We start from the raw sequence: 24,504 nt of genomic DNA on the forward strand, positions 1-24,504 counted from the left end.
CCGCTGTTGAGGGCATCATGCCATATTGGAACACGCATTAAAATAGAATCAAAACCACCGGAGAGGCTTGAAGAAGCCTATTGTTACTCCGGTGGTTTTTCTATTGACCTGGTTAATCTGTTGTTCTCTCCTTACTTAGAAACTGTGGTTTGAACCTGAAGCTTACGCTGTCCCGCTCTGCCAAATTGCAGCATAAACAGCAGGAGAACTCCAGCTTGTAAGGCAAACAGGACGATATAGATGTTGCTGTAGGTGGAGGCTCCCTGGAACAGATTCAGCGGATTCCAGGAACTTCCGGCGCCAAGATCGACGGCTTTGCCGTATACCCCTGTGGCGATCGCACCTGACAGGAAGTTGAGCAGAGAGAACAATCCCATACCGACGCCGGTTTGTTCTTTGGGCAGCGACAAGGAAATCGTCTTGGAGAGCGAGATTTGCATAAACATTTGCCCCACATTGCCGAAGATCAGAAACAGCGCAATGAGGAATGGCGATATGCCCGCGAAGGTGGACAACAGAGCGAAACAGACCAGAAGCAGGGTGGACGCTATATAGAATAGATAACGTGTTCCCTTGGTATCCGCGAGCTTACCGCCTCTTCCGCCAAGCATGGCCGTGACGATGGCTCCCGGCACCATGACAAATCCGATCCACCCCGGAGCCAAACCATTAATATTCGCCAACAGCTGTGGAGTTAGAAAGGGCAGGGCGTAACCGACACTCACGATGAATATGGCGAGCATTAGTCCGACTGAGTAGCTTTTGTTGCTGAATAAACGGGGCTGAACAAAAGGCTCTTTAGCCGATCGAATGCGCAGGAGGAATAACAGGAACAGCATGAAGCTGCCTAAACCATATATCCAGCTTCCCTGTGTCACCGCAAGGAGCAGCAGCGCAACCGTCCCTGCCAGAAGACCGCCACCGAGCCAATCGATCCGTCCCCCCCGGCCTTGTTCATTGCCCAAATATTTGCGGTACAAGGGCAAGGTGACGAGGATCAACACCGGGATGAAGAAGAGCCATCTCCAGTGAAACACACTGACGATCAAAGCCGAGACCACCGGCCCAATTGCGCTTCCGATCGCGAGTCCGGTAGCGGTTATGCCAAGCGCGCGGCCCCGGCTTTCTGCCGGGAAGTAACGGACGGGTATGATCATGGCTGTTGCCGGAATGACGGCTGCCCCCGCAGCCTGAAGTATCCGGCCCAGCAGGACCATCCAGTAGGCTTGTGCCGATAAGCCTGTAATGGAGCCGACAAAGAAGAGGAGCAAACCGAAGGTGAGCAGATTTTTGAGTTTATAGGTGTCAGCCAATTTTCCGTATATGACAGAGCCTATGGCATATATCAGCATGTAAATCGAAGATACCCAACTGACTTGGGCAAAGGAAAGCTGGAATTGCTTGCTGATTTCCGGAAGTACGATATTAAACATGGTTGCGCTCATCGATGAGAGAATCATTGTAAAAGCCAGAATGCGTATTAATTTTTCAGCCGATGGTGGTTGTTGCTGATGTTCGTTCATGTTATTTCCCCCTTTCCTTTGGTTACGATTTATTCTACAATCGATAGTTAATAAATAAAAATATATATTATGACATGCATTCATATACTTTAGGTTATCAATAAAGGAGGAAGATACCGTGGAACTGCTTCAGCTGCATTATTTTCAGACGGTGGCTAGAATGGAGCATATGACCAAAGCTGCAAAGGAACTTCGAATTGCCCAGCCTGCGCTCAGCAAGACGATTGCCCGGTTGGAGGAAGATTTGGGAGTACAACTGTTTGATCGGCAGAATCGCCAAATCAAGCTCAATTCATTCGGAAAGGCTTTTTTGAAAAGCGTAGATACGGCACTTTCGGCCATTGAGGAAGGCAAGAGAGAGGTGTCGGATTTGGCAGGTATGGAGAGGGGAAGCATACGTATTGCAACGACGGCGCTAAGCCGGCTGTCCAGAGCACTGGGTGCTTTCCGCACACGGTATCCTGAAGTGAATTTCCGCATTGTCCAGATTGCGCCCGACGCGATGATGGAGATGGTTCAGATGTTGGAGAACGGAGAGGTCGATCTATGCTTTACCGCAGCAGCATTGGATGAAGACAACATTCGGGAGATCCCTGTCCTCCATGCCGAGGTGTTCTTGGCGGTGCCTCACGGTCATCGATTGGCGGGACGGACCAGCATAACCCTTCAGGAGGTAGCGGGGGAAGCATTCATCGAATACAAAGCAGGCCACCCGTTTCGAAAAATGAACGAGGAGTTCTGCCGTTTGGCCGGGATCAGCCGGAATGTCGTCTGTGAAGTGGATGAACCTGCAGCTTTGGCCAGCCTCGTATCCGCCGGACTTGGAGCGGCATTTGTACCCGGTTGCAAAGGGGATGAACAGCCGTCCTTCGCGATGGTGCGCATCGAGAAGCCTTCCTGCTACCGCACCTTCACCGTAGCTTGGCTGGAGCGGCGATATCTGTCTAAGGCAGCCAGGGAGTTCCAGTCCTTCCTGATAGAGTATTTCGGCGAGTTTCAGGGGCCGATGAAGCATAGGGACGTGATCTGACAACGTGTACCAGCGTATATGATGATGACGTCGGAGCAATTTCATACTCCAACAACGAAGTCTTCAAACTCCCTTGGTGGTTTCTATCGAAACTGGCCTGGGAGGAGAAGGCTTCTTTCGTACTATCAGGTTAGCCAGAATCTTCTGGTTGACCTTTTTGTATGCCGAATCCCTTCACGATTTACCTTCCGAAAAAAGCCTTGCCTGATCTGGAACGTTCTGGTATGCTATTGTCCTTCTCTCATTTTCGCCTTGTCTGAAGTGGATGGGTCCGCCATCTAAAATGCTTATCGGAGGTGCTTCATGCTTTATTTCACATTGGCTTCCAAAGCCTATGCCCGCAATTTGCAGTACCGCGGCGCCCACATGGTGCACAATATCGCCAGCGCGATGTTCGGCTTCATGTATGCCTGTATCTGGATTGGTCTCGGTGCAGACTACGCGCTCGGAGAATACGGAACGCAGGGAATGGTCGGTTATATCGCCTTTACGCAAGCTGCGCTCTGGGTTTCCAGTTTCGTCACGAATGGCCTCGGCATTCCCCAAGCCGTGCGAACCGGCCATATCTCTCTGGATTTGATGCGTCCCGTTCATTTGTTCAGTCATTTGATGGCCAAGGAATGGGGGCAAATCGCCTACCAACTCGTTTACAAATCAATCCCGATCTACCTGGTGTATTATTTTGCCTTCTCCCTGCATTTACCCGGAAAAGCATCTACCTTCCTCTATGTTGCCATTGCGCTCGCAGGTGCCGCCTATTTATCGATCTGCATCAACTATCTCATCGGCGCATCCGCATTATGGACAACGGAATCGTCTTGGTTGTATTGGGGCAACCATGCGATGATCAATCTTCTTGCAGGCTTCTTCATTCCGATTGAATGGCTGCCGGGCTGGCTTCAGACGATGGCTTGGTGGTCGCCTTATCCTTATCTGCTCTATGTGCCGACCCGAATCTATCTGGGTTTTGATGACGTTTCCTATCTATGGGGGACGCTCCTATGGTGCGTGCTGCTCACGCTGGCCAGCCTGCTGGCAACAGGCTTCCTAAGACGGAAGGTGGAGGTGCAAGGAGGATGACCACGAGATCCTGGCTATCTCTGTACGCGCTGCTGATCCGCACCAGCATCAAAAGCCGCATGCAATACAAATTCAATTTTATCCTGGCTTCATTTCTGGCGGCGCTGATCCAAATTTCTGAATTTCTTATGGTTGCTATCGTGCTGTACAAGTTCGGGGCCATTCAGGGATGGTCCATGCATGAAATCGGGTATTTGTTTGCCGTTATGACCTTATCGAAGACGCTCTACCGGACGTTTGCGGATGAAGTGCACCATCTTGAACACTATCTGGTCAACGGGGAGCTTGACCAGCTGCTGACTCGTCCCATGCCGGTACTGCTGGCGCTCATGCCGCAGAAATTCCGGATTATGCTGGGCGAAGTGCTGCAGGGCGGTTTTCTGCTCTGGTGGTCGCTGCATGGCATGATGGCGGCAGGGCAAGTCGGATGGAGCGCGGTGCCGCAATCGCTGTATATTATCGTCACGGGGGCCGTCATCCTGTTCTCGATCGGACTCGCGACAGCCACGTTCGGTTTTTGGACAACCCGGATCACCGAGCTTCAAAATATTACGGAGGACGCTGCCCGGACAGCAGCCCAGTATCCGCTCACGCTGTATCCCAAATGGATGTCGTCGATCCTGTTGATCGTGGTTCCGGTCGGTTTAGTTAATTACATCCCGTCATTATACATACTGCGGGGCGAGCTCGGAGCCTGGGTGCTGCCTGCGCTGGCTGGAGCGGCTCTGGTATGCCTCTACTTAAGTCTGAAATTCTGGCAGTTTGGTTTGACCAAATATCAAAGTACAGGGAGCTAAAAGGAGGAACGCGTCAATGATTGAAGTCCACAACATACGCAAGGAATTCAAAACGCCGGTTGTGAAGGAGGGGCGCTTCTCCGGTGTGCGAACCCTGTTTACGAGAGAATATCGGACGAAGGAAGCCGTGAAGGGAATCAGCTTTCAAGTGGAGCAGGGGGAATTCGTCGGTTACATCGGACCAAATGGGGCCGGGAAATCCACAACCATCAAAATGCTGACCGGCATTCTCCACCCGACCTCGGGTTACGTATCCATCGGAGGCATGAATCCGCACAAGGAACGGCGCAGCGTCGTGAACAATCTGGGCGTCGTATTCGGTCAACGGAGCCAGCTGTGGTGGGATTTGCCGGTGAAGGATTCCTACGATATTTTGGCTAAAATGTACAGCGTGGATCAGACGGACAAGGAGCGCAGGCTCGGTCAGTTTGCTGAACTGCTGGATTTACAGGCGTTCTGGGAAACGCCTGTGCGTAAGCTGTCGCTCGGGCAGCGCATGCGCGCCGACCTCGCCGCCGCGATGCTGCATGATCCGGACGTGCTGTTCCTGGATGAGCCGACGATCGGCCTGGACGTGAACGCCAAGCGGAACATCCGCCATTTTCTTAAGCTGATCAACGAGCAATTCGGCAAGACCATACTGCTCACGACACATGACATGGATGATATCGAACAGCTGTGCAATCGGGTGATGGTCATTAACAACGGCGAGCTGTCTTATGATGGAACGGTACAGTCTTTACGCGACACCATCGGGCTGCCTACCGTGATCACCGTCACTTTCCGCGGTCCTTTTGTTATTCCCGATCAATCTTTACGCGAAGGCGATCTTTCCGTCCCAATTCGGGTGACAAGCACGCTGGATAACACCGTCACCATTGAGGTGAACCGCCGCGAAATGAACACGCTTGATATTTTTAAAGAGCTGGGCCGCTGGGGCGAGCTGGATGATATCGATATGGAAGATCCCGATTTCGAAGATGTGATTCATAAGGTGTACTGAACCAAGTCGCGCAGGCTCCACCACATATTTAAACGAAACTTATACTTCAAGTCATCTAAATGCTCTTTTCGTTAAGTATGATGAGCTTGAGGTGATTGATATGAATAATTCAAGAATGAAAAAAGCCGGGTATACGGCTTGCATAGCCGCTGTTCTGTATGGCCTCCCCCATTATTGGTGGGGACTTGGTATCGGGTTTGCATTCCCGGGGGATTTCCAGGAAGCGCCTGATGAATTTTGGACGCACGTGATCGGTTACTGGGGAATGGGTACCCTTGCCTTATTGGCAGCCGTATTCGCGCTTGCTTTCGCCAGACCATGGGGGTTACGATTACCGAAATGGTTGCTAATTATACCTGCTGCCATCGGTTCTGTTTTGTTGTCATTATGGGGATTTACTTACTTCGTCATGCAGTATTTGTTAGCGGTCGGCCGAGTTCAGTCGGCCCCCATGTATGCCACTCAAGATGCAAGCCCCATGGCGGTGTGGGGATACTTCTGGTACGCACTCTTTCTGATCTGGGGAATTTCATTGGGGGCAGCAGCATACTATGCTGGAAAAGTCCGTAAGCAGAATAAAGCAAATCATTTCACTAAATAACGCATGTATTCCTTTTGATTGGACATTTTTGGTAACCTCGTACAATATAATAGGATACACACCTAAAGAGGAGCCTGCAGGGTTCCTCTTTAATTTGGGTGCAAATGGACATAGAGGAAGTATAATATAGAGATGAGAGGAAGGAGTCCTCTGCTCTAATTATACGAGTCCAAGAATAACATCTACATACAAAGGATGAGCCACCATGAAGTTGATGAAGCGGATCTGGTTCCGTATCGGTAACCATTACAGGAAGAAGCGGGATTTTGAACAAGCCCTTAAATATATGAGAAAAGGCGAAAGTGCCATTACCAGTTTCAATGATAAGCTGCACTATGCGGAACTGCTGCACAACAGCGGCCATTCGGAAGAGGCCGTAGCTTATTTGGGGCGCGTGATCGATACGAGCGGAAGCCATCGCGCTTATGAGCGGCGCGCTCATATTTTGCGTGAGCTGAACCGGGAGCGCGAGGCCATTGAGGATCTAAATGAAGCGATTCGATTGAATGCCGACAATTATATGAATTGGTATACCCGGGGGATTGCCCACAAGGATTTGAACCAGTATGATGAGGCGATCCGGGATCTGAAGGAAAGCATCAAGAGAGAGGACGACAGCACGGTTATTTCGACTTACTATGAGCTGGGCATGACCTTTTATGAGAGCGGCAACCCGGCGGAGGCGGCGCACTATTTTCGCTTAAGCATCGAGAAGCCGGAACGCGCCATCCCGATGTATTATTACATGCTGTCCGTATCCCTGGATCTGATGGATCATGTGCAGGAAGCCGTGGGTGTGCTGCAGGAGGGGATCCAGCTGGCTGATCGGTATGAGGCGGAAGCGGATGGCGGATATGCGTTGTTTGCAGACAGCACCAATTACAGCTATGGCGCATTTCAGACGTTTCAGCGGCAAGTGCGGGAGGCGTATTCCTTTCGTAAGCCCATGGCGGACCTGTACGTGCAGCTTGGGGACATGGGACAGGCCGAACACTATTTATCGGAGGCCATCGAGCGGTATCCGGATTCATACGAGCTTTACTTAAAGAGAGCGGAGGTCTTCAACCGGTCTGATAACAAAAATGCAGCCAAAGCGGATTTGGAGTGGGCCATTGAAGCGGAGCCGGACGATTACCGTGCGTATTTCGACTTGGCTCGGATTTATCGCGAGGATGGCCTGGAAGAGCAAGCCTACGAGCTGATTTCGAAACTGTATGCAAGACAGCCGGAATCCCCGCTGGCCTGTTATTGGATGGCCGATTGTTACTACCGGCTGGGTCGTCAGGAGGAGGCGCTGGCGATCAATGACAAGCTGCTTAAGCTTGAGAATGATGATGCCCCCAACTATGTGCAGCGCGCCGATATTTACATGGAGATGAATGATCTGCCATCTGCGGAGCAGGCGCTGAAGGAAGCAGCCGCAATTCAGGACGGGACTGAAATCCGCAACAAGCTGAGTTACGTGCTCTATCTTCAAGGACGCAATGAGGAAGCGCTGCTTGAGCTGCAGGAGGCAGTTAAGCAGGAGGAGTCCTTCTCCGAGCATCCGACGTATCTGGCGGCCAGTGGTCATATATATAAGGAGATGGGGATGTGGGACCTCGCTATCGACGCTTATTCCCAGGCGATTCAGGCGCATCCGTCGAATCCGAGATTTTACGAGTTTCGTGCCGTTTGCTTTGTGGAGACCGGACAGCTGGAGCGGGGATTAGCGGACTGCGCTCAAGGGCTCAGCTTGAACCCGGAGCAAGGCAGCCTGTACAGCCTGCGAAGTGGAATCTATTATACGATGGCGGATTACGCACAGGCGAAGGAAGATACGCTGCAAGTGCTGGAGCTTTCGCCGGGCCATCCGGGCGCTTATTTCAGACTGGGACAGATCTATTACAAGGATCAGGATGAGGATGCGGCATTGGCTGCTTTTGATGAGGTACTGAAGCTGGTCCCCGAGCATGCCGACAGTTATCTGTACAAAGCACATATCTATTACGGCCAGTTCGAGCATGAGGATGCCGTACAGGCCATCGTGAACTGGAGCTTGCATCTTCAGAAGGAGATGTCACCAGCGGACAAAATCCAAGCCATCGAAGGTTTGGAGGGCTTTGAGGAGAGTTTGCTGAATAAGGCGGTAGAACGGTTAACGGGCATGTATGGGCATCAGCTTTATTTGTCCTGAGAACTTGCACTTTCTGGCAGCGAATAAGTGGTGTCACATTTTGTCCAAAATTATGGTATGATTCAATAGTTGTTGCAGCATAACATGCTCGCAGGCTGTATAGCCAAGCGGGCTTTCTTCATGTGCAAGGAGGGGATTATGATGATCTCACTGCAAGAGGTCAGTAAAAGCTTTGGCAGCGGCAGTGACCGTTATCAGGCGATAGACACTGTCTCTCTTCATATTGAGGAGGGAAGCATACACGGCATCATCGGCACGAGCGGAGCCGGGAAATCGACGCTGCTGCGCCTCATGAATGTACTGGAGCGACCGGATTCCGGCCGAGTTGTAGTGAATGGTCAGGAGCTGACTTCGCTTGGCGGCAGGGAGCTTCGGGAGGCAAGAAGATCGATTGGCATGATCTTTCAGCTATTCCAGCTGGTCAGCAACCGGACGGTATGGGGCAATGTGTCGATGCCGCTTGAGCTGGCGAAGGTACCGAAGGCCCAGCGGGCGAAGCGTGTCCAGGAGGTCCTGCGTTTTGTCGGGCTTGAGGATAAAGCGAAGTCGTATCCCGCTCAGCTAAGCGGCGGGCAGAAGCAGCGGGTAGCGATTGCCAGAGCGTTAGCCAATTCGCCGACCGTCCTATTGTGCGATGAGCCGACCTCATCCCTGGATCCGCAGACAACTGCGGACATTCTGGAGGTGCTCCGGCATATCAACCGAACGCTGGGGGTAACCATCGTGATCGTTTCCCACGAGATGGACGTGGTGAACGGCATTTGCGACCATGTGTCCGTAATGGAGAACGGGCGTCTGAGCAGAACGTACCGTAATCAGCTAAGCGATGGAGAGGCTTCTCGGGGTTCAGAATCTTCAACGGACGGTGCAGGGAAAGTGGGGGATTGTTAGTTCCATGAATGACATCATTTCATATTTGAGTGATTATTTTGCCTATGTTCTGCAATATCAGAATGAAATATGGCGGGCGATTGGCGAGACGTTCATCATGGTGGGCATATCGATTGCTGCCGCCATAATACTGGGTCTTCCGGTCGGAACACTTCTATTTTTGTGCCGAAAAGGCCAGCAGTATGAGAATCGCCTGTTATTCTCCATTCTGAATGCCCTGGTTAACGTCATACGCTCCTTCCCGTTCCTGCTTCTGGTTGTCATTATGATTCCGGTCACGAGGTGGATTGTCGGCACTTCCCTCGGGACGCTTGCCGCTGCGGTGCCTTTATCCGTCGTTGCGGTGGCTTACTATTCAAGACTGGTCGAGCAATCCTTGCTGGAGGTGCCGAAGGAAGTGATGGAGGCTGCCGCTTCCATGGGGGCATCCACACTTCAGATGATATACAAATTCCTGTATGTGGAGGCCCGATCGGGCCTTGTACTCGGGCTGACAACATCCACGATCAGCTTTATCTCGTACTCCACGGTGATGGGAATCGTGGGCGGGGGCGGCGTCGGGGATTTCGCGATCCGCTACGGGTACCAGCGATTTGAGGGAGAGCTTATGTCCTTTACGATCATCATTATGATCATTCTGGTACAGTCGATTCAGTTCGGCGGGAACCTGGCATCCAGATTGCTGGATAAGAGAAAAGTTTAATTATGTTTTTGAACGCATGTACACCAATTATTTTTTACCTGGAGGTAACCTACGATGAATAAGAAATTAATGCTGCTGTTGCTGACCCTCTTGCTGGTACTGGCAGGCTGCGGACAGCAATCTGCTAAGGACAAAGCTTCGGAGAGCGCTGCACCCGATACCACGAAAGAAGTTACATTAAAAGTCGCAACGCTCATTCCGCCAATGACCGAGGTGCTTGACCTGGTGAAGCCGATGCTGAAGGAAGAAGGCATCAATCTGGATATCCGGATCCTGTCCGATAACGTGCAGCCAAACAATGCGCTGGCTCATAAAGAGGTAGATGTAAATTTCTTCCAGCATGTACCGTACATGGAAGAATACAATGCGAACAACGGCTCGGAATTGGTTCCGGTCACGCCGATCTATAATGCCGTGTTTGGGGCTTACTCCAAAAAATATAAGACCATCGAAGAGCTTCCGGACGGTGCGACGATTGCGATTGCTAACGACCCTTCCAACATCGGCCGATCGCTGGTGATGTTCGAGAAGAACGGCCTGCTTAAGCTGAAGGAAGGCGTTGGCATTAAAGCGACCCAGGCGGATATCGTGGATAATCCGCACCAATACAAGTTCACCGAGGTTGATCTGCTCATGCTGGCCCGTACGCTCGACGACGTCGATATGGTTGCCATGACGCCAGCATACGCGAAACCGCTGGGGCTTACCCCTAAGAAAGATGCTCTCGTAACCGAAGGCAACGACTCCGATTTCACCATTACGCTGGTGGCTCGTAAAGATAATGTGGATTCCGAGCCGATCCAGAAGCTTGCCAAGGCGATGACCAGCCCGGAAGTGAAGAAGTTCTTCGAGGATAACTATTCCGAGAGTGTGCTGCCGGCTTTTGAATAAAGCGCGAATTTTAGGGTTCGCATTAACCGTTCTTCGAGGTTTTGGGGAACGGTTATTTTTTTGCTCGCGGCCAAATATGGTATACTCTTGATGGATTTGAGAGGTGCATCTTACATACCCATACGTATTGGAGTTGAGAATTTATGAAAAAAGAAGTAATCGACAGACTCATTACCTATGCACAAGTGGATACGCAGTCAGACGAGAACAGCAACACCTGCCCTTCGACACCGGGACAACTGACGCTGGGTCAGCTGCTGGTGGACGAGCTGAAGGAAATTGGCATGCAGGACGTAACGATGGATGAGAATGGTTATGTGATGGCTACACTTCCGGCAAACTCGGATAAACCAATCCCGACCATCGGCTTTTTGGCACATATCGATACGGCTACCGATTTTACGGGTGCCGGTGTCAAGCCGCAGATCGTCGAACAATATGACGGACAAGACATCATTCTGAACAGGGCGCAGAATGTGGTGCTCTCCCCGCGGGATTTTCCGGAGCTGAATGGCTACAAGGGGCATACACTCATAACAACGGATGGCACCACCTTGCTTGGAGCTGACGATAAAGCGGGAATTGCCGAGATTATGACGGCGATGGCGTATTTGATTCAACACCCGGAACTGAAGCATGGTAAAATCCGGGTTGCTTTTACGCCGGACGAGGAGATCGGGAGAGGACCGCACAAATTCGACGTGGAGGCCTTTGGGGCCAAGTATGCGTATACGATGGATGGCGGACCGCTCGGGGAGCTTCAATACGAAAGCTTTAATGCGGCAGCGGCGCTTGTCACCTGCAAAGGGAAGAATGTCCATCCCGGAACGGCCAAAGGTAAAATGGTCAACGCGGCGAAAATCGCCATGGAGCTGAACAGCTTGCTCCCTGCGGAAGAAGCGCCTGAGCATACGGAAGGGTATGAAGGCTTCTATCATCTCTCCTCCATTGAGGGCGATGTGGAGCTGACCGAGCTCCGTTATATTATCCGCGATCATGACCGGGAGTTGTTCGAAGGAAGAAAGGCCAAGCTGGCCTCCATCGTAGAAGAGCTTCAAAACAAGTATGGAGCCGAGCGGATCATCCTTCAGATGAAAGATCAATATTACAATATGCGCGAAAAAATCGAGCCGGTCAAAGAAGTGGTTGACATCGCCCAGACAGCCATGGAGAAGCTGGGAATCACGCCGATTATCGAGCCGATTCGTGGGGGCACCGACGGTTCTCAACTGTCGTACATGGGCCTGCCGACACCCAATATTTTCACGGGCGGGGAGAACTACCACGGGCGGTATGAGTATGTATCCGCCGACAATATGGTATTGGCCGTTCAAACAATTATTGAGATCGTGCAGCTGTATGAGGCGCGGGCTTAAGTTAAATCGTTTCAAAAAGAGCTGCCGGCAGGAGTGCCGGCGGCTTTTTCGTCTGCTCTTGTTCGACCCACACTACGTCCTTGCCCGTATATAAATCATGCTTTATTAGAGCTTTTCTCCAGACTGTATTTAAACTCGCTTGGGGTCATGCCTGTCCATTTGCGGAACTGCTTGGAGAAATAGAGTGCATCATTGAAACCGACAGAGGAGGCAATCTCATGAATGGAGAAGGAGGATTTCATGAGCGACTTGGCTTTTTCGATACGTACCTTCATGAGATACTGCATGGGTGACAGGCCAGTATGCTGTTTGAACATTTTGGACAGATGTGCCCGGTGATAACCAAGTGTCTTGGCCATCTGATCAATGGACAGCTGTTGGTGATACTGGGTCGAGATCCAGCGCTCGGTCTGCCTTACGCCTCGCTCGATATCCGGCACGTCATTGGAGTTCGACGGAAGATGCTCACGGTTTAACATCGCCAGCTTATGGAGCAGCAATCGGAGCCATCCGGAAGCCTGGAGATCCTCAAGCCAAGGGTGATCCGATCGGTTAAAGCCCAGACGGAGATGACGGTACATCTCGACCAGGGAGCTTAACTCAGCTTCATCCGTACAGTGGATAATTGGTTTAGCCGGCGTAACACCCATGTCGGCCAGCAGCATCTTGGTGCCTTTTTCTTGTAAAGCTACCCAGTTATAGTGCCAGGGATTCCGATCATCAGCTTCATAGCTGAAAAGAACACCGGGAAGGATCACGAAGGTATCGCCTGCCTGGCAATGATGTACGATGTCGGCACATTCAAATATGCCTTGGCCTGTCAAGACGGTATGAATGAGGCAGTAATCATGAATGATCGGACCGATTTTGTGGCGCGGTACGGGAGTCCCCTCACCGCTGAACAGGATGTTCAGGTCATGACCGCCCGGCGAAGGATTCATGCCAATCGTGTACAGTGTATGGTCCGGCAAAATGGACATGCGTTAGCCCTCCTTAAACGTGTGCGATATCAATCGATGAAGTGGATGCTGTGTTAGGATTAGCTTACCTAATGATACAACAAATGTCCATATCGCTCTTGTTTTGCTCCATATTCAAAAAAGACCGATTATCATATAGTTAGTCTTGAGAAAGCGTATTAATTCATGGAGCTTAGGGAGGGGATTTATTGATGTCTAAGATTACATTTATCGGAGCAGGAAGTACCGTATTTGCCAAGAACGTTCTGGGGGATTGCATGCAGACACCGGCTTTGCAGGGATTTGAACTTGCTTTGTATGATATTGACCCGATCCGATTGAAAGACTCGGAGAACATGCTGAATAATATTAAGAAAACCAGCGGCAGCACCTGTGTCGTCAAATCATACAGTGATCGCAAGGAAGCCCTTCGCGGAGCAAAATATGTCATCAATGCTATCCAGGTCGGAGGATACGATCCGTGTACGATTACGGATTTTGAAATTCCGAAGAAGTATGGACTCAGACAGACGATTGCGGATACCGTGGGGATTGGCGGGATTTTCCGTAATCTCCGTACCATCCCGGCCATGCTGGATTTTGCGGCCGATATGCGGGAAGTTTGTCCACAGGCGCTGTTCTTGAACTATACGAACCCGATGGCGGTGCTGACCAATGCCATGAACACCCTGGGCGGTGTGCAAACAGTAGGTCTGTGCCACAGCGTACAGGCTTGCATTCCGCATCTGTTCGATAATCTGGGGATGGATAAGGAAGGCGTGCAGGCTAAAATCGCTGGGATTAACCATATGGCATGGCTGCTTGAGGTAACGAAGGATGGCGTGGACCTGTATCCGGAAATTAAGAAGCGCGCGGCCGAGAAGCAGAAGGAGAAACATCATGATATGGTTCGTCTCGAGATGATGCTGAACTTCGGTTACTACATCACGGAGTCGTCCGAGCATAACGCCGAATACCATCCGTATTTCATTAAGCGCAACTATCCGGAGCTGATCGAGCGCTTTAACATCCCGCTGGATGAATATCCACGTCGCTGCGTGAACCAAATCGAGGGATGGAAAGCGATGCGCGAGGATCTGGTCAACAACCAGGATCTGATGCACACCCGTTCCCATGAATATGCCTCCTACATTTTAGAAGCGATTGAGACCAATGTGCCGTTCAAAATCGGGGGCAACGTAATAAATACGGGGCTGATTACGAATCTTCCGAAGGAAGCCTGCGTTGAGGTTCCGTGTCTGGTCGATGCCAGCGGCGTAACCCCGACCTATGTCGGCGACCTGCCTCCACAGTGTGCCGCGCTGAACCGCACCAATATCAATACCCAGCTGCTGACGCTGGAAGCGGCGGCAACCGGCAAGAAGGAGCATATCTATCATGCAGCGATGCTCGACCCGCATACGGCTGCGGAGTTGTCCATCGATGACATCAAGAGCCTGTGCGACGACCTGATCGAGGCGCATGGAGACTGGCTCCCTAAATACCAATAAGGCTGATACAGCTTAAGCAAAAATAACAGAAGTTTTGCAGCAAAAGAAATTGTATAACTGCAAGCACAATAAAAGAGAGAGACGCTCTGGTAACAACAGAGGCGTCTCTCTTTTTCGTTAACGGACTTCGTGCGTCATCGCCTACGGATTCAGATTCGCACGCGGGAGCGTGATGAGAAACACCGTCCCTGATCGTGGCGAGCTCCGTACCGAGACACTCCCATTCATGGCGCGAATGGCTTGATAGGAGAAGGTGAGCCCAAGTCCGGTGCCGCTCATTTTGGTGGAGTAGTAGATCGAACCGAGACGGCTTAACTGCTCGGGGGTCATGCCGACCCCGTTGTCCTTGATTTCCACGGCCACCTGGTCCGTTTCTTCATAGACGGTAATGTTGACCATGCCGTTGTCGACGTCTTTGCACGCCTCGATCGCATTCTTAATAAAGTTAACCAGCAGCTGCTTAAGCTCTGCGGGACTCCCCGAAATGTAGAGGTTAGACTTAAGAGAGTCTGTGCTGAGGGTGACGTTGCTCATATTGGCATATGAAGTCATAAGCTCAACGACTGACTGGATGTGGGCGGTAAGCTCGATTCGCTGCTGAAACGGCAAGTGAGGCTTGCTGATCGAGAGATATTCGGACAATATCTGTTCGGTTCGGCGAATTTCCTCCATGCTGATTTCTAGGAATCGTTCGGTCTTTTCCTGAGGAAACGTACCGCTTTTGATCAATTGCAGGAACCCCAGCACGGTGGTCAGCGGATTGCGGACCTCATGGGCAAGGGATGCGGCGACATGATTCACGGCTTCAGCTTTTTCATTTTGGATATATCGCAGGTAAAGCTCCTTGTCGGATACGGATTTGTTAAACAGGGTAACAAGCAGCCATATGCCAAGCGAGTTAGTAACGGGAATAGCTAATATATTAAAAAGAAAGTAATTCATGATGTAGTCTGGTTTTGTTATATAGAGCACCGTGAGCGGGATAAGCGAGAAGCTGATGCCGGCTACGAAAATGATCCAAAGCTTGTGTTTGCTCCGATGGTACAGAAATGACAGCAAAACGAACAACGGGTACGTGAAGATCAAAATAATGACAGCGTCGATCATGCCGACTCCGCCGATGTACAGCCGATAGATTAGAAATTCCACAAGCAGGATTGCCCCCGTCGCGAACCCTCCGAACAGCATGCCGAAGAACATAATGACATACCGCACGTCAAAGATCAGCCCGCTTTGGACGGACGAAGCAAAGGTCATAGACAACAGCATGCACAGCGAACAAATGATAATGATGAAATTGCGGGAATAGTTGACTGTCAGTTTTCTGTAATAGATGTTGTATGCGACAAAAGGCATCAACGCAAACAATAGCTGCAGCAAAACATCTTTAATCACAGGCAGTAGGCCCACCCCTTTGAAGGATATCGAATCGTCCGCTAGATTAACCATGTCCATTCAAGTTCGACGTCCATTTGGAAAAATCCTTGAACGTTGAATAAAAATATCAAAAATTATTCGTACTCAGATTGAAACGAGAAACATATAAATCCATCAGGAGAGCGCTTGCAGGAAATCGAAGCACACATGACCCAGACACTCAGCATTTAAGAAACGAACACATTCCATGAATGGAGGGTTCACAAGTGAAGCTGAAAACCGTTCTGAGGCCCATATTCATTCTTTTGTTGGTGGCGTCTTTTTTTGCTGCCGGATGCCAAAGTGTAACGCCACCGACAGCATCAGATCCACCGCCACCCAAAGATGAGGTAAAGACACCCGGAGGCAGTGATGAGCCGGCACCGCAGGGCGACGCGAAAGCGACGCCGAGAAACGAAACGCTTTACGTGAACGGTTTACAATGGGGAGCGCCCACGAATTTTAACCTGCTTAGCGGAAACCCGGCGTTTCCGATTAACTACGGAAACTCCAGAGAACTCGTCTACGAAACCTTGTTTATGGTCAATCAGCTGACAGGCGAGTTAGAGCCGCTGCTGGGTACCAAGTATGAATGGACCGACGATCTGACCCTGAAGATTGAACTGAACAAGGATGCCAAATGGAGCGACGGCAAGCCGTTTACTTCCGATGATGTCGTCTATACCTATCAGCTCGGCAAAAAGTATGACATTAATTGGAGCAGCTTCTGGACCTATATTGAGGACGTAACGGCAGACGGCCCGCAAACGGTGAACATTAAGCTGAATAAAGACAATCCGAACAAATTGACGGTGCTCGACAGCATCGAGGTTATGCCGATGCTGCCTAAACATGTATGGGAAGAGGTCGAGAAGAAAGCCAATAACGATCTTGCCACCATTCGTAAAGAAGTCAATGAGGACCCGATCGGAACAGGGCCTTACAAAATGTATTTTTACAATGATCAGAAGATCACAATTGTACGTGACGATAACTACTGGGGTCAAGCACTCTTTGGCAAGCTGCCGGCTCCAAAGTACATCACCCATGTCATCTATAAAGACAATGCAGCGGGCGATTTGGCATTCAAGAGCGGTCAGGTAGACGTATCGCAGCAGTTTATTCCGCAGGTATGGAAAATGTGGGAGGGCGGGGCTCCGGTTAAAACCTACATCAAAGACCCTCCGTATTATGTGCCAGGCTCCATGCCATCGATCTTCTTCAACTTGTCGAAGGAAGGACTCAACAATGCGGATGTCCGAAGAGCGATCGCCATGGCGATTGATTACGGCAAAATTTCGGAGCTGGCCATCAGCGGCTACTCGGCTCCAATGGAGCCGTCGCTGACGCTGAATACGGAGGCCGAAGCGAAATATGTAGACCAGGCGGCTATCAAACCGCTCCAATGGACAACAGATGTGGATGCGGCCAATGCACTCCTCGATTCCATCGGCGCCGCGAAGGGGAAAGACGGCATCCGCGTCCTGAACGGAACCCGCCTCGGCCCGTTTGAAATCGAATGTCCATACGGCTGGTCGGATTGGAATGCGGCGCTTGAGATTGTTGCCCAGAACGCGAAGGCAATCGGTATCGAGATTCGAACCAAATTTCCGGAAGCGCCGGTATGGACCAATGATCTCCAGACCGGCAAGTTCGATATCATCATGAACACGCCTGCTGGCGGGGTCAGCCCGAGCCAGCCGTGGAACCGTGCCATGACCATCATGTACTCCAAGGGTGTTGCGCCAATGGGCGAAATGGCATTCTACAATTGGGGCCGGTATAAGAACGATCAAGCGGATGCCATCATCGAGAAGATTCCAACCATCACGGACGAGACTGAATTGAAAGCACTCTACACCGAATTGACCCAAATCTGGTTGAAGGAGATCCCGTCGATTCCGCTCATGTATCGTCCATGGGTATTCGACACCGTCAATGAATCGGTATGGAAAGGGTTCCCGACCGAAGGGGACGGCAGCAACATTCCGCCTCAAATTTCGATGGATGGAGCCGGCATCAAGTCGCTGTATCAGATTCATAACTGATGGATATAACTCAATGAACCAAGACCTATATTGGCGGATTTGCACCCCTGATATAGGTCTCTTTTCACCAAATTCAGGGTGTGATCCATGGGGGTGAGCTGCTTGAGCGTTTACGGAAAATATATCGTCAAGAAGTTCTTCTGGTACTTTCTGACGCTGGTGATTGCGGTCACGCTGAATTTCCTGTTGCCCCGGATGATTGAGGGAAATCCGGTGAGCATGATTGTGTCGGAGATGACGCAGGGGATGACCGACAGCGATACGATCAAACGGGTCTATGAGACGTTTCTCGTTGAGTTCGGAATCGACAAGCCTTTATGGGAACAGTTCATCATCTATCTGAAAAATTTGGCGACCGGTAACCTGGGCACTTCATTCGGGCTCTATCCGAAACCGGTAACGGAGATTCTGGCCTCAGCAGTTCCCTGGACGATCGGGCTCCAGCTTCCGGCCATCCTGGTTGGCTGGATCATCGGCAATGTGCTGGGCGCCGTGGCGGCCTACCGCAAAGGCGTGTTCGATAAAGTGATATTCCCGGTGGCCTTGTTCGTGAATTCCATTCCGTTCTTTACCCTAGCCATTATTATGCTGTATGTGTTCGCCCTGTCCCTAAACTGGTTTCCGCTGCATGGGGGCTACGATTATCAGATGGTGCCGTCACTCAGCTTTGAATTCTTCGCTTCCGTACTTCGGCATCACACGCTTCCGTTTCTATCGATCGTGCTGGTTACGATTGGCGGCCAAGCCATTGGCATGCGGGAGATGTCCATCTATGAGCTGAATTCTGATTATGTGCTGTACAGCAAGCTTCTCGGAATACGGGATTCCAAAATCGCGAGGTATGTATTCCGGAATGCGATGCTGCCCCAGATCACGGGATTGGCGTTATCCATCGGTACGATGGTGGGCGGTTCGCTGATTTGTGAGATCGTATTCAGTTATCCGGGAATCGGAACCTGGATGTTCACGGCGATTCGTCAGCTGGATTATCCGTTAATTTCGGGCTGTACCCTCTTGATCGCCCTGGCTGTGCTGCTGGCCAACTTTACGATTGACCTAATCTACGGCTGGATTGATCCAAGAATTAAGGCCGCTCAGATGGAGGATCAATAATATGAACAGTTCCTTTCGCATATTGATCAAATCGCCAAAGTTTATGTTCGGAGCCTGCATGCTGTTGGCTATGATCGGCGTGGTGCTGATCTACCCGCTCTTTAACCGCAATGACCCGCTGGAGATGATCGCCCTGGCGTACCAGCCGCCGGATTCGAAGCTGCTGCTGGGGTCGGATAACTTCGGCAGGGATTTATTTCTGGAACTGATCTACGGCATTCGGACCTCTTTGCAGGTGGGCCTCATTGCCGGCGTATTTGCTACTGTGATCGGTCTTGTGATCGGTTTAGCCTCGGGCTACATCGGAGGCATGATCGATAATCTGTTGACCGCGATCACCAATATCTTCATCGTGATTCCTTCCTTTGTCATCCTCATTCTGATCTCGGTCAGCATCGATTCGCGCAGCTCATTTGTCACGGCGGTCATCATCGGCATTACCAGCTGGCCCTGGACGGCCAGGGCCGTGCGTGCGCAGACATCCTCGCTCCGCAATCGGGATCACGTGAATATCGCGAAAATATCCGGGTACAGCACGCCGCGCATTATCATCTCGGAGATTTTGCCGTACATCGCTTCCTATGTTGTCATGGCCTTCGTGCTGCAGACGGCATCGGGCATTCTGTCCGAGGCTTCCATCTCGATGCTGGGGCTGGGACCGTACAACACGATTTCCCTTGGCATCATCATGAACTGGGCGCTCGTATTTGAAGCACCGGTTGCCGGCGCGTGGTGGGCCTTCATCCCGGCGGCGATCTCCATCGCCATCATCACCTTCTCCTTGTACATGATGAACACCGGCATGGATGAAATATTCAATCCGAAGATTAGGAGCTGATGGGTGTTGTGAGCACAAATATACTGGAAGTTAACGAATTGAAAACCTATTACCGTACCCGGTTAAAGGAGCATGTCTATGCCGTAGACGGTGTGAGCTTCTCGCTCGAGAAGGGGAAGACGCTTGGCATTGCCGGTGAATCCGGCTGCGGCAAATCGACCCTTGCGCTCAGTTTGATGGGATTTTATTTTCCACCGCTGCATTTTGGCAGTGGCTCGATTGTCATCAACGGTACGGACATCATGAAGCTTGGCAAGGAACAACTCCGTTCCCAGGTGTCCGGAGGAGAGATATCATATATCCCGCAAGCAGCCATGAATGCCCTGAATCCTACGCTCAAAATCATTCATTTCGTCGAGGATATTATGAAGGAGCATCGCCCTGAGCTGAACAAAAAGCAGGTGTGGGAGATGGCGGCGGAACGGTTCGAAACCTTGAATTTGTCAACCAAGGTGCTGAACTCTTATCCAAACGAGCTGTCAGGCGGCATGAAGCAGCGGACGGTTATCGCGATCTCCACCATTCTGAATCCCAAAGTGCTGATTGCGGACGAACCGACCTCGGCGCTGGACGTAACCTCGCAGAAAGCGGTGATCAAACTGCTGAAGAGTCTGCTGGATCGGGGCTATATTCAGTCTCTGGTATTCATCACGCACGAGCTGCCGCTGCTTTATCACGTAACGGATGACATCATCGTCATGTATGCAGGGGAGATCGTGGAGCGCGGTACCGCAGAGCAAATGATTTTTGACCCGATACACCCGTATACAAAAAAGCTGATGGGTTCCATCATTGTGCCCGAGGAAGGTATGAAAGGCCATAAGCTGGCCGCCATCCCGGGGACCCCGCCTAATTTGAAGAATGTGCCGGAGGGCTGCCGGTTCGCGGATCGCTGTTCCTATGTGCAAGACGCCTGCCGAAAGGGAAAGATTGTGAGCCAGACCGTGGAGGATCGAATGTATCGCTGCATCGTAGAACCGGGTGTGCTTAAGGAGTGGTATGCGAATGAAGAAGAATGATGTTCTGATTCGGGGAGAGCATCTTACCAAGGTATTCGGTTACGGAAAGCAGAAGACAACCGCCGTAGAGGATGTCAGCTTTACCTTCCATGAAGGCGAAATCATATCGATTGTCGGCGAGAGCGGAAGCGGCAAAACGACACTGGCCAAAATGATCATGGGCCTGCTGAAGGAGAGCAGCGGTACGATTGAGTATATGGGCAAGCCAAGACAACTGAAGCGGCACAGAGACCGCAAGCGTTATTGGAAAAACATCCAGGCGATCTTCCAGGACCCGTTCTCTTCGTTCAATCTGTTCTACAAAGTCGAGAAGCTGCTGCTCGACTGCATCAAGCTGCAGGGTGATAAACTGTCGAAGGAGGAGCAATTCCGCAAAATGAAGGAAGCGTGCTCCTTCGTCAATCTGAAATTTGAAGAGCTGCATAATAAATACCCGTTCGAACTGTCCGGCGGGCAAATGCAGCGCCTGATGATTGCCCGGATCTTCATGCTTTATCCGAAGCTGCTGATTGCGGATGAACCGACCTCCATGGTTGACGCATGCTCACGATCCACGATACTGGATATGCTCTTGAAGCTGCGGGATGAGAACAACATGACAATTATTTTCATTACCCATGACGTAGGGCTTGCTTATTATGTAAGCGATACACTGTATATTATGGAGCAGGGGAAAGTTGTGGAGCGGGGACCAGCGGAAGAGGTGATCTTGAATCCGCAGCATCCTTATACCCAGCAGTTAATTTCAGATGTGCCCAAGATCCACTCCGAGTGGGATTTGGCATGAGCGATGTGTACGATGGAAATGTCATGATGGAAATGCCCGAAGCGAAACGCCGCTTTGGGCTTTATTTTGTTTAGAGCCCCTTTTGCTTCGTTTATTTTCGTGGATATGACACTCCGAATCGTTACGCAAAATTTCTCTGTACTTGATCTTCGCATTTGTGAAGGATCTGCCGATAAATGATATGGCTGCCATTTGCTTCATCCCGCAGTTCGCATTCGGTATACCGCAAAGCATCTGACGTGACTGCGTGTATGCTTCATAAGGAGACCATCAAACATCATGTGTATTTACTTCTTAGGGGCAACCATCTTGGTATTAGTCGCCCTCACCATCACATTCTGGATTTTCTTGTTCAAAAGCGCATATCAGCGAAAGTTAAACCATCAGGCCTTGGATATGGCCGAAGGCAGATTCCGACTGCTTGATGATATGCTGCTTACGCTTGATGTTGGCATTTGGTCATACGATTTCGGCACAAGGAGTATCCAAAATACTTCTTTGGCTTTTCATAAAATTACAGGTTATTCACATCGTGATTTCACGGACGGTCTTTCCTGGGAAGAGCTGATCCATCCAGAGGATATGGCGTTGTTTCGATCATTGGTCGACAGAACTCGACAAGGTGAGACCGTTCATACTGAATTCCGGATTATTCATGCAGAGGGCGATGTTCGCTGGGTCCAAGTGAAGATGATTCCGATGATGAATGAATCCGGGCAAATGATCCGTACAGATGGTATTGCCGTTGATATTAGCACACGTTTCCGCATGGAGGAGGCGCTGTATGATATTACGGAATGCAAGAAGATGGAGCAAGCGCTCAATGAAAGCATGAACCGGTATCGCAGGCTGGTAGAGCTATCTCCTATTGCCATTGCCGTTTGTAAGGACCGCAAGCTGATGTATGTAAATCCCGCTGGACTTCGGATCATTGGAGCGGCTGGGCCTGAGAACATCCTGGGTACCGATCCTTGGGACTGGGTGCTGGATCCCTACGAGGAGTGGGAACGCAAACGGCTCATGCAGCTAATTCGATCAGGGCAGGTCGTTCCCGAGGAATTATCCATAAAGCGGGTTGACGGAGAGCGGGTCGATGTCGTGACAACGGCCTTGTATGATGCGGAATCTGACGCGATTGAGATTTTCTTCGAGGATATCACCGCCCGCAAATCCGCGGAACGGGCCCTTATGGAAAGCGACCGAATCAACCGCCATATCCTGGATATCGCTCCTGTTGCGATGTTCCTGCACTCCGATTTTTCTTATGTTTATGCGAATCCCGCGGGCCTTTCCTTATTGGGTATAGCGGATATCGTACAATTAGCGGGAACTTCACTCCAGGACGTAATCCCCTCGGATCAGGTCGAGTTCGTGATTGCGGAGGTTGAGCATGTGTACGAAAGCGGGAATACCTCGGAGCTCACCGGGAACAAACTGGTCCAACTGGATGGAACGATCATCGATATAGAGGCAATTACGACACCTATTCCTTATATAGGTCATAGCACGGCGCTTACCATTATTCGCGATGTTACGCAGCAGAAGCAGGCTGAACGGGAGCGCATTGCGGCAGAAAGGCTAGTTCGGGAGAGCGAGGACCGTTATTTTAGGCTGCAAATGAGCCTGGATCAATTCTCTTCCGACCTTTTTGGGATGGTGAAGATCAGTGAATTGAACGCCCGTATCGTGCGGGAAATCAAGAAGGTGCTGGTGACGGATCGGGTGAGCCTCATCCAGATCAACCACCACAGCCTGCATATCAAAATCCAAGGGGGCCATAAAGTTCTGCCGCAAGGTGTGCTTCATGCGATCCATACATGCGGACCCGAGCATATTCCATTCTGTAAACTGTTTGAGATGTCCGACGGATATTTTGTCAAGATTGGAGAAATGAACGGGGATAGCAGCATTGTCTGCATTGGCGGAGAGGTTCCCTTGCTAATGATTCAGGCCAAAAAAATATGGCTGGAGACCATTACGCGCTATGCAAGTGTCCTGTACGATAACTTCCGCGTCATTGAGGATTTGACGAGGGAGCTGGAGAAGCTGGATTCATCCCAGCAAATCATGCCCTTGTGGCTGCTGCGACTGATGCTGCATTTATCTGAAAATGAGCGGAAGCGATTGTCCCAAGATCTTCACGATGCTGCGCTCCAGGAACAGATTATATGGTACAGGAAATTAAATCAGATTACATCGGATCTTGAGCTGCCGGAGCAACTTCGCCCACAGCTGGAGGAAATCGAGCAGGGGCTTCTGGATGTCATATATCAGATTCGAATTACGTGCAACGAGCTTCGCCCCCCGCTGCTCAAGGAGGAGGGTTTGGAACGTTCGCTGGAGGCATTGTTTGAATTTACCCAGCTCCGCACCAATTATTCTATACAGTTCGACTGCTCGAACTTCGATGATGATATCAGTGACGATCACTTGATCGGACTGTACAGAATTGTCCAGGAGCTGCTAGCCAATGCTACGAAGCATTCCAACGCGACCGAGGTAAAGCTCCGTTTGTCCACTCAGTGTGATGAGGTCAATCTTAGCTATGAAGATAACGGGATTGGGATCGATTTGAACCAGAAACCGGATCAATTCAATCATATGGGGATCGGCGGCATGAAGGAAAGGGTGAGAAGCATGAACGGTAAAATCCAGTTCGACTCATCGAAGAGCGGTGGGACGGCTGTCTATATATCCATAACAGCAAAGTAAACATTCCACCGGCAGTGAAGTAATCAAGAT

20 protein-coding genes are annotated in these 24,504 nt (G+C 50.7%); 17 read left to right on the forward strand and 3 right to left on the reverse strand.

Going from position 1 to position 24,504, the window contains the following annotated elements:
* Positions 1 to 131: 131 nt before the first annotated feature.
* Complete coding sequence (locus tag MKY48_RS07205; protein WP_339292612.1) at positions 132 to 1,523, reverse strand: MFS transporter; 1,392 nt, start codon at positions 1,521 to 1,523, stop codon at positions 132 to 134.
* A 118-nt stretch (positions 1,524 to 1,641) separates the two neighbouring features.
* Here MKY48_RS07205 and MKY48_RS07210 point away from each other — a divergent pair, with 118 nt between their 5' ends.
* The 10 genes from MKY48_RS07210 to pepT all read left to right on the forward strand — a co-directional run bounded on the left by MKY48_RS07210 (position 1,642) and on the right by pepT (position 12,071).
* A complete protein-coding gene (locus tag MKY48_RS07210; protein ID WP_339271211.1) occupies positions 1,642 to 2,553 on the forward strand; it encodes a LysR family transcriptional regulator in 912 nt (303 codons plus the stop codon).
* Between the two features lie 303 nt (positions 2,554 to 2,856).
* Positions 2,857 to 3,633 carry an ABC-2 family transporter protein gene (locus tag MKY48_RS07215; RefSeq protein WP_339292613.1) on the forward strand — a complete coding sequence of 259 codons (777 nt, stop codon included), beginning with the start codon at positions 2,857 to 2,859 and terminating at the stop codon, positions 3,631 to 3,633.
* Complete coding sequence (locus MKY48_RS07220) at positions 3,630 to 4,430, forward strand: ABC-2 family transporter protein (protein ID WP_076322974.1); 801 nt, start codon at positions 3,630 to 3,632, stop codon at positions 4,428 to 4,430. Before MKY48_RS07215 ends, MKY48_RS07220 begins: the two co-directional genes overlap by 4 nt.
* A 16-nt stretch (positions 4,431 to 4,446) precedes the next feature.
* Complete coding sequence (locus tag MKY48_RS07225; protein ID WP_339292614.1) at positions 4,447 to 5,433, forward strand: ATP-binding cassette domain-containing protein; 987 nt, start codon at positions 4,447 to 4,449, stop codon at positions 5,431 to 5,433.
* A gap of 100 nt (positions 5,434 to 5,533) precedes the next feature.
* Positions 5,534 to 6,034, forward strand: a complete 501-nt coding sequence (locus MKY48_RS07230) for a DUF3995 domain-containing protein (protein WP_339292615.1) — start codon at positions 5,534 to 5,536, stop codon at positions 6,032 to 6,034.
* Positions 6,035 to 6,239: 205 nt separating this feature from the next.
* The gene (locus MKY48_RS07235) at positions 6,240 to 8,210 is read left to right on the forward strand and encodes a tetratricopeptide repeat protein (protein WP_339292616.1); all 1,971 of its coding nucleotides are present in this window, start codon (positions 6,240 to 6,242) and stop codon (positions 8,208 to 8,210) included.
* A gap of 141 nt (positions 8,211 to 8,351) precedes the next feature.
* Complete coding sequence (locus tag MKY48_RS07240; protein WP_339292617.1) at positions 8,352 to 9,101, forward strand: methionine ABC transporter ATP-binding protein; 750 nt, start codon at positions 8,352 to 8,354, stop codon at positions 9,099 to 9,101.
* Positions 9,102 to 9,105: 4 nt separating this feature from the next.
* Positions 9,106 to 9,804, forward strand: coding sequence for a methionine ABC transporter permease (locus MKY48_RS07245; protein ID WP_076322978.1), 699 nt, complete (start codon positions 9,106 to 9,108; stop codon positions 9,802 to 9,804).
* Positions 9,805 to 9,858: 54 nt separating this feature from the next.
* The gene (locus MKY48_RS07250) at positions 9,859 to 10,695 is read left to right on the forward strand and encodes a MetQ/NlpA family ABC transporter substrate-binding protein (protein ID WP_339292618.1); all 837 of its coding nucleotides are present in this window, start codon (positions 9,859 to 9,861) and stop codon (positions 10,693 to 10,695) included.
* A gap of 143 nt (positions 10,696 to 10,838) precedes the next feature.
* Positions 10,839 to 12,071: a peptidase T gene (pepT, locus tag MKY48_RS07255; RefSeq protein WP_076322980.1), complete on the forward strand. Its 1,233-nt coding sequence runs from the start codon at positions 10,839 to 10,841 to the stop codon at positions 12,069 to 12,071.
* A gap of 95 nt (positions 12,072 to 12,166) precedes the next feature.
* Here pepT and MKY48_RS07260 read toward each other — a convergent pair whose 3' ends face one another.
* Positions 12,167 to 13,051: an AraC family transcriptional regulator gene (locus MKY48_RS07260; RefSeq protein ID WP_339292619.1), complete on the reverse strand. Its 885-nt coding sequence runs from the start codon at positions 13,049 to 13,051 to the stop codon at positions 12,167 to 12,169.
* Positions 13,052 to 13,242: 191 nt separating this feature from the next.
* Between MKY48_RS07260 and MKY48_RS07265 the strand changes: the two genes are divergently transcribed.
* Entirely contained in the window at positions 13,243 to 14,541 is a 1,299-nt protein-coding gene (locus MKY48_RS07265; RefSeq protein ID WP_339292620.1) for an alpha-glucosidase/alpha-galactosidase, read from the forward strand.
* Positions 14,542 to 14,682: 141 nt separating this feature from the next.
* On the opposite strand, the gene MKY48_RS07270 is transcribed toward MKY48_RS07265, so the two are convergent.
* Positions 14,683 to 15,990, reverse strand: a complete 1,308-nt coding sequence (locus MKY48_RS07270; protein WP_339293479.1) for a HAMP domain-containing sensor histidine kinase — start codon at positions 15,988 to 15,990, stop codon at positions 14,683 to 14,685.
* 194 nt (positions 15,991 to 16,184) lie between these two features.
* Here MKY48_RS07270 and MKY48_RS07275 point away from each other — a divergent pair, with 194 nt between their 5' ends.
* The 6 genes from MKY48_RS07275 to MKY48_RS07300 all read left to right on the forward strand — a co-directional run bounded on the left by MKY48_RS07275 (position 16,185) and on the right by MKY48_RS07300 (position 24,474).
* Positions 16,185 to 18,005, forward strand: coding sequence for an ABC transporter substrate-binding protein (locus MKY48_RS07275; protein ID WP_339292621.1), 1,821 nt, complete (start codon positions 16,185 to 16,187; stop codon positions 18,003 to 18,005).
* Between the two features lie 102 nt (positions 18,006 to 18,107).
* Complete coding sequence (locus MKY48_RS07280) at positions 18,108 to 19,118, forward strand: ABC transporter permease (protein ID WP_076322984.1); 1,011 nt, start codon at positions 18,108 to 18,110, stop codon at positions 19,116 to 19,118.
* A gap of 1 nt (position 19,119) precedes the next feature.
* The gene (locus MKY48_RS07285) at positions 19,120 to 19,956 is read left to right on the forward strand and encodes an ABC transporter permease (protein WP_076322985.1); all 837 of its coding nucleotides are present in this window, start codon (positions 19,120 to 19,122) and stop codon (positions 19,954 to 19,956) included.
* Positions 19,957 to 19,964: 8 nt separating this feature from the next.
* On the forward strand, positions 19,965 to 20,975 hold the full coding sequence (locus tag MKY48_RS07290) for an ABC transporter ATP-binding protein (RefSeq protein ID WP_339292622.1): 1,011 nt from the start codon (positions 19,965 to 19,967) through the stop codon (positions 20,973 to 20,975).
* Positions 20,962 to 21,762 carry an ABC transporter ATP-binding protein gene (locus MKY48_RS07295; RefSeq protein WP_339292623.1) on the forward strand — a complete coding sequence of 267 codons (801 nt, stop codon included), beginning with the start codon at positions 20,962 to 20,964 and terminating at the stop codon, positions 21,760 to 21,762. The genes MKY48_RS07290 and MKY48_RS07295 overlap by 14 nt, the downstream gene beginning before the upstream one ends.
* Before the next feature lie 309 nt (positions 21,763 to 22,071).
* On the forward strand, positions 22,072 to 24,474 hold the full coding sequence (locus tag MKY48_RS07300; protein WP_339292624.1) for a PAS domain S-box protein: 2,403 nt from the start codon (positions 22,072 to 22,074) through the stop codon (positions 24,472 to 24,474).
* The last annotated feature ends 30 nt before the right edge of the window (positions 24,475 to 24,504 follow it).

The sequence above is a fragment of the Paenibacillus sp. FSL W8-0187 genome (assembly GCF_037969755.1).
Classification (GTDB): domain Bacteria; phylum Bacillota; class Bacilli; order Paenibacillales; family Paenibacillaceae; genus Paenibacillus_AQ.

Bases quoted from the DNA above. Each gene is read 5' to 3' on its own strand.
- MKY48_RS07205 (WP_339292612.1), bottom strand. From the start codon at position 1,523: ATGAACGAACATCAGCAACAACCACCATCGGCTGAAAAATTAATACGC.
- MKY48_RS07215 (WP_339292613.1), top strand. From the start codon at position 2,857: ATGCTTTATTTCACATTGGCTTCCAAAGCCTATGCCCGCAATTTGCAG.
- MKY48_RS07220 (WP_076322974.1), top strand. From the start codon at position 3,630: ATGACCACGAGATCCTGGCTATCTCTGTACGCGCTGCTGATCCGCACC.
- MKY48_RS07225 (WP_339292614.1), top strand. From the start codon at position 4,447: ATGATTGAAGTCCACAACATACGCAAGGAATTCAAAACGCCGGTTGTG.
- MKY48_RS07230 (WP_339292615.1), top strand. From the start codon at position 5,534: ATGAATAATTCAAGAATGAAAAAAGCCGGGTATACGGCTTGCATAGCC.
- MKY48_RS07235 (WP_339292616.1), top strand. From the start codon at position 6,240: ATGAAGTTGATGAAGCGGATCTGGTTCCGTATCGGTAACCATTACAGG.
- MKY48_RS07240 (WP_339292617.1), top strand. From the start codon at position 8,352: ATGATCTCACTGCAAGAGGTCAGTAAAAGCTTTGGCAGCGGCAGTGAC.
- MKY48_RS07245 (WP_076322978.1), top strand. From the start codon at position 9,106: ATGAATGACATCATTTCATATTTGAGTGATTATTTTGCCTATGTTCTG.
- MKY48_RS07250 (WP_339292618.1), top strand. From the start codon at position 9,859: ATGAATAAGAAATTAATGCTGCTGTTGCTGACCCTCTTGCTGGTACTG.
- pepT (WP_076322980.1), top strand. From the start codon at position 10,839: ATGAAAAAAGAAGTAATCGACAGACTCATTACCTATGCACAAGTGGAT.
- MKY48_RS07260 (WP_339292619.1), bottom strand. From the start codon at position 13,051: ATGTCCATTTTGCCGGACCATACACTGTACACGATTGGCATGAATCCT.
- MKY48_RS07265 (WP_339292620.1), top strand. From the start codon at position 13,243: ATGTCTAAGATTACATTTATCGGAGCAGGAAGTACCGTATTTGCCAAG.
- MKY48_RS07270 (WP_339293479.1), bottom strand. From the start codon at position 15,990: ATGGTTAATCTAGCGGACGATTCGATATCCTTCAAAGGGGTGGGCCTA.
- MKY48_RS07285 (WP_076322985.1), top strand. From the start codon at position 19,120: ATGAACAGTTCCTTTCGCATATTGATCAAATCGCCAAAGTTTATGTTC.
- MKY48_RS07295 (WP_339292623.1), top strand. From the start codon at position 20,962: ATGAAGAAGAATGATGTTCTGATTCGGGGAGAGCATCTTACCAAGGTA.